4 protein-coding genes and 1 pseudogene are annotated in these 5,034 nt (G+C 38.7%); 2 read left to right on the plus strand and 3 right to left on the minus strand.

The window, feature by feature from the left end:
• Window positions 1-1,250: preprotein translocase subunit SecA (locus AC1DSL_RS15775; RefSeq protein WP_477532909.1), on the minus strand; the 1,250-nt coding region annotated here is incomplete at its 3' end.
• Between the two features lie 249 nt (window positions 1,251-1,499).
• Between AC1DSL_RS15775 and AC1DSL_RS15780 the strand changes: the two genes are divergently transcribed.
• Entirely contained in the window at window positions 1,500-2,540 is a 1,041-nt protein-coding gene (locus AC1DSL_RS15780) for a glycosyltransferase family 4 protein (RefSeq protein ID WP_016428075.1), read from the plus strand.
• A 148-nt stretch (window positions 2,541-2,688) separates the two neighbouring features.
• On the opposite strand, the gene AC1DSL_RS15785 is transcribed toward AC1DSL_RS15780, so the two are convergent.
• Window positions 2,689-3,750, minus strand: a complete 1,062-nt coding sequence (locus tag AC1DSL_RS15785) for an LCP family protein (protein WP_477532910.1) — start codon at window positions 3,748-3,750, stop codon at window positions 2,689-2,691.
• Between the two features lie 202 nt (window positions 3,751-3,952).
• Window positions 3,953-4,585, minus strand: a complete 633-nt coding sequence (locus AC1DSL_RS15790) for a YigZ family protein (RefSeq protein WP_477532911.1) — start codon at window positions 4,583-4,585, stop codon at window positions 3,953-3,955.
• Window positions 4,586-4,806: 221 nt separating this feature from the next.
• Between AC1DSL_RS15790 and AC1DSL_RS15795 the strand changes: the two are divergent.
• Window positions 4,807-5,034: pseudogene (locus AC1DSL_RS15795) on the plus strand (histidine kinase); the annotation flags it as partial.

Here is a 5,034-nt window from a genome sequence, read left to right on the forward strand (position 1 = left end):
GCTGTATATTTCTGCTCAATCGTTTCATAGACTTGATCCGTTTCATCTTTACGAATGCGTGGGCGGTTTGTCGGAATTTGCAGAACTTGCATTCCATATACTTCAAGGAATTCTTTTTCCTGCGTTTTTGCCGTACCCGTCATCCCGCAAAGTAGGGGATACATCCGGAAATAGTTTTGAATGGTGATTTGGGCTTGGGCTTTATTTTCTTCCGTAATCGTAACGCCTTCTTTAGCTTCAATTGCTTGATGTAATCCATCAGACAATGTACGGCCATCCATGATTCGTCCAGTAAACATATCGACTAAGAAGATTTTATCTTCTTTAACGATATAATCAACATCGCGTTCAAACATTACATGAGCACGAACTGCCTGAATGACATAATGGAACAAAGTCTGATGCTCCAAATCATAAAGATTATCAATTCCAAAAGCCRCTTCCACTTTTTCGATTCCGGTTTCAGTTAATGATGTTGCTTTCGTTTCATCATCGAAATCGTAGTCCCGCTCTATGATAAATCGTTTAGCCAAACGAGCTGCAATCATATGTAAATCTGCATCAGCTGACATTTTGCCGGCTACAATCAACGGTGTTTTGGCTTCATCAACCAATACGCTATCCACTTCATCTATAATGGCAAAATGGTAAGGGCGTTGGACTTTTTGGGAGAGGTCAGGTGCCATATTATCACGCAAATAGTCAAAACCAAACTCTGTTCCCACACCGTACGTAATGTCCGCATTGTAGGCTTCTTGTTTCATGGCCGGTTGCATCAATGGCAGATTGATGCCGACTGTCAATCCTAAAAAGCGATGGATCTGTCCGATTTGTTCAAAGTCACGATTCGCTAAATATTCATTTACCGTTATGACATGAACGCCTTTCCCTTCAAGTGCGCGCACGTAAGAAGGCAGGGATGCAACGAGTGTTTTACCTTCTCCGGTTGGCATTTCGGCAATATTGCCTTCAGTCAATACTAGACCTCCAATTAACTGGACATCGAAGTGACGCATTTTTAGGACGCGTTTCGAAGCTTCACGAACAACAGCAAAAGCATCTGGAATAATGGCCTGAATTTTTTCGCCATTTTCAATTCGTTTTTTGAACACTTGAGTGTCTTCTCTTAATTCATCATCTGATTTTTGAGAATATGTATCTTCCAGGTTATTAATTTGATCTACTAATTTACGATATTTCTTTAATTGGCGTTCGCTAGTTTCTGTTGACCGTTTAAAAAGGGAAATCATAATTTTTACGCTCCTTTTATTTCTATACACCTACTTATTTTAACAAAAAATTGAAGGAAATACTATGAAACATATAATCACTTCGGACGTCTAATAGGATGAAAGTGTTTTATTTGACAAGTTAATGGTTATATTCATAGGAAGAAACATTCATTTTTACGAATACTGTTTACCATCATCGGTTTCATGCTATAATACTTATGGATTTATATGTATAAACGATTATGTAATAACTTGAGGAGGAAAGACATGCTCTACCTATCTTTGGTTCTGGCATTTGTCGCTTCGATACTACTAACACCAGTGGTGAAGGCAATCGCGTTTAAGGTGGGCGCCGTCGACCGACCTAATTATAGAAAAGTTCACGCACGTATAATGCCACGTTTAGGTGGATTAGCCATATTTGGTTCATTTTTAATTGGTTACTTTGTGCTACACCCGGAAGATCCAACTGCACTTTATATTATTTTAGGTGCTTTTATGATCATTATTACAGGTGTACTTGATGATATGTTTGAAATAACGGCAAAAGCAAAATTGCTTGGACAATTCATTGCGGCAGGAATCGTCATTTATGGCGGCTTGGAAATTGATTTCATTAACTTACCTTTTGGTGGGGAATTGGATTTTGGTTACTTCAGTATCCCATTAACGATTTTATGGATTGTCGGAATCACCAATGCAATCAATTTGATTGATGGTCTTGATGGATTGGCTGCAGGAGTATCCACAATCGCATTAATCACACTTGCAGGAATGGCATTTATGATGGGTAACATGTTCGTGTTTGCAATGGCTGCACTACTTGCAGCGAGTTCTGCCGGTTTCTTATTCTACAATTTCCACCCTGCGAAAATTTTCATGGGTGATACAGGGGCTTTGTTCCTTGGATATATGATTGGTGTACTTGCATTGCTTGGTTTCAAAAATGTTACGGTGATTTCGTTGATTATCCCGATTATTATGTTGGGTGTTCCGATTTCCGATACATTTTTCGCCATCGTGCGACGCGTGCGTTTGAAACAGCCGCTCTCAGCACCAGATAAATCTCATTTACATCACTGCCTATTGAATGTAGGATTTACTCACAGTCAAACTGTTCTTATCATTTATGCACTGGCATCGATGTTTGGTCTGGCAGCTTTGATTTTCTCACAAGCAACGTTGTGGGGGGCAATCTTATTAATCGCTGTTATGTTAGTAGCTATCGAATTGTTCGTAGAAGCAGTTGGCTTGGCTGGCAAGAACTATAAACCATTAATCAACTTTGTCCGAATGATCGGCAAATGATCATAACCTCATGCGAAATTCGCATGAGGTTTTTTTATGGTTTGATAGGGAAAAGATAAACATATTGAAACAAATTGCCATTAGATGAAAGATGTCGCTTTAAGCATAAAAAAACCCCGACACTGTTTGAAGTGTCGAGATTTTAAAGTTATTCATTATTGTCTAAATCATCTTCTTTTGCAAACTCATTTGAGTCTGTTTCAGAACCACTATCGGAGTAACTGGATGCATCAGGATTTAAGCCCAAATGGCTTTTTAGCACATCTTGCGTTTCGTTTAATGATTCTTCATCCAATAACCAGTAATAAACGCCAGTCGACATGTCGTCTGAACCTTCAAGCGACAGTGTGTCAACTTGAGGAGCACCATCTTTGATATAGGCAATGAATGATTTCATTTCGCTAAACGTCATATCTGTTTTCATGTTATCACCAACAGCATCAATTACATCGCCATACTTTGTAAAGGATGAAGCAGAAGATGCTTTCTTCATAATTGAACTTAATATTTCTTGTTGGCGTTTGCCACGTTCGATATCATTATCCAGTTTACGGGTACGGGCCAAAGCTAGTGCTTCGCGGCCGTCTAATTTCTGATAGCCTTCTTCTAATTGAATGGAGTATATGTCATTTTCATCTTTTTCAAGTCGATCATAAGGAACATGTGCATAAATGCCATCTAGTGCATCTACAACATCGATGAATGCATTAAAGTTCATTCGAACATAATAATCCACAGGTACATCGAGTAATTCTTCAACAGTTTCTATGGAAGCTTTCGTGCCGCCATAAGCAAGGGCATGAGTTATTTTATCTTTGTGTCCCACTTCAGGGATGTATACAAATGAGTCACGTGGAATGCTGACTAATTTTACGGTTTTATCTTTGTTATTAAGTGTAGCAAGCATTAATGCATCTGAACGGCTGTTGCCTTCACCTTGACCGCGTGCTTCACTATCATCAACGCCAATGAAAAGAATGGATACATTATCTTCAAGGGGTTTAACAGCTTCTTCACGTAATTCTGAGCCTGCGCGATCATGAATTGCTTCATAAGATTTGTCTGCAGCTGATTCTGCCTTTTTAGCTAAATAAATTCCGTAAGCGGTTAAGCTAATCAGGAGGGACGCAACAAGCATAGCTGAAATTTTTAGTATTAATGACTTTTTCGAGGTACCGCTTCTTGTCGTTTTATATTTTTTTCGATTCATTTTTAATCTCCTCTGGGTAGGGTTCGACCCTACTACTCAATAAGACGTCCCAAGTTAGCTCATTGTTTCGTCTCTAGCTACAGCACTCCTCATTATACAATGCTTTACCTATACCGTAAAAGGAAAAGTTTTTTACATTTTCTTTAAAATCATTACATCTGTTAAATATTTCTTGCTATATATACGCAATAAAGGCCCGAATTTAGGTGTCAAACTCAAGGAATTTGGAAGATTGTTGCTCGATTTTAGCTTGCCCATTCGTCATTTCTGTTATCCATTCTACAAATGCCTCTTCTGTTGATACAGGCACGTAGAGAAGTATTTCCACAGTATCTGCGTAATCTATGCGTTCGAGTGGATAGGTGGACCCACGCACTTCATTTTCGACTTTACCCAGCCACGTATAATCGACAGAAACTTTCATTAAATGGTGGAGTCGGCGTTCGACAATATGCGCTGCCTGAATTCCTTCGGTAGTAGCTTTTCCATACGCACGAATTAAACCGCCTCCACCTAATTTAATACCGCCAAAGTATCGCGTTACAACAACGACAGTATCCTTTAAGCCTTGTTTTTTTAAAACTTCCAACATCGGAACACCAGCTGTTCCACTTGGTTCCCCGTCATCATTCGCTTTTTGAATGGAGTCATGTTCTCCAATCATGTAAGCTGAACAATTGTGATTCGCTGATTTATGTTGAGATTTTATTTCATCAATAAAGGCTTGAGCCTGTTGTTCAGTCTCAGCTCGGTTTACGTAAGTGAGGAATCGGGATTTTTGAATAATAATTTCTGATTCTCCGAAGCCTTTAACTGTGACATAATCTTTTCTCAAATCTTTCCACTCCTCGCTGACATCTAGTTGTCATCTAATTTTAATATGTTTTTGTGTATATAGTGATATAATAAATGCAGTCATAGCAGGAATAAAGGCATATATGACGTATTATATAGATAGAGAAATGAATGATTAAGCATTCATCAGACAGTTGCTCGAAAAAGGAGAATACCCGATGTCAGGGAAAAAGGTCGATATCAATTCTTTAGATCATATATGATTTGGAACGTCGTTTAAATGAATTAAACGATGCTATTTTGCATGCCGATCAACTTGTTACACAAGCCAACGTGGTTACCAACTACTTAACTTCGGATTTGAAAAATGTTGGACAAGCATTGGAAACCGCGAAATTAAAACAAGATTTCAGTTTGAAAATTATTGAAGCACAAGAAGAAGAACGAAAAAGGCTATCTCGTGAAATACATGACGGTCCCGCCCAGATG

Source organism: Paenisporosarcina sp. P4_D4 (assembly GCF_056401835.1).

Excerpts from the sequence above, each read along its gene's own strand:
- AC1DSL_RS15780 (WP_016428075.1), top strand. The coding sequence starts at position 1,500 with ATGCTCTACCTATCTTTGGTTCTGGCATTTGTCGCTTCGATACTACTA.
- AC1DSL_RS15785 (WP_477532910.1), bottom strand. The coding sequence starts at position 3,750 with ATGAATCGAAAAAAATATAAAACGACAAGAAGCGGTACCTCGAAAAAG.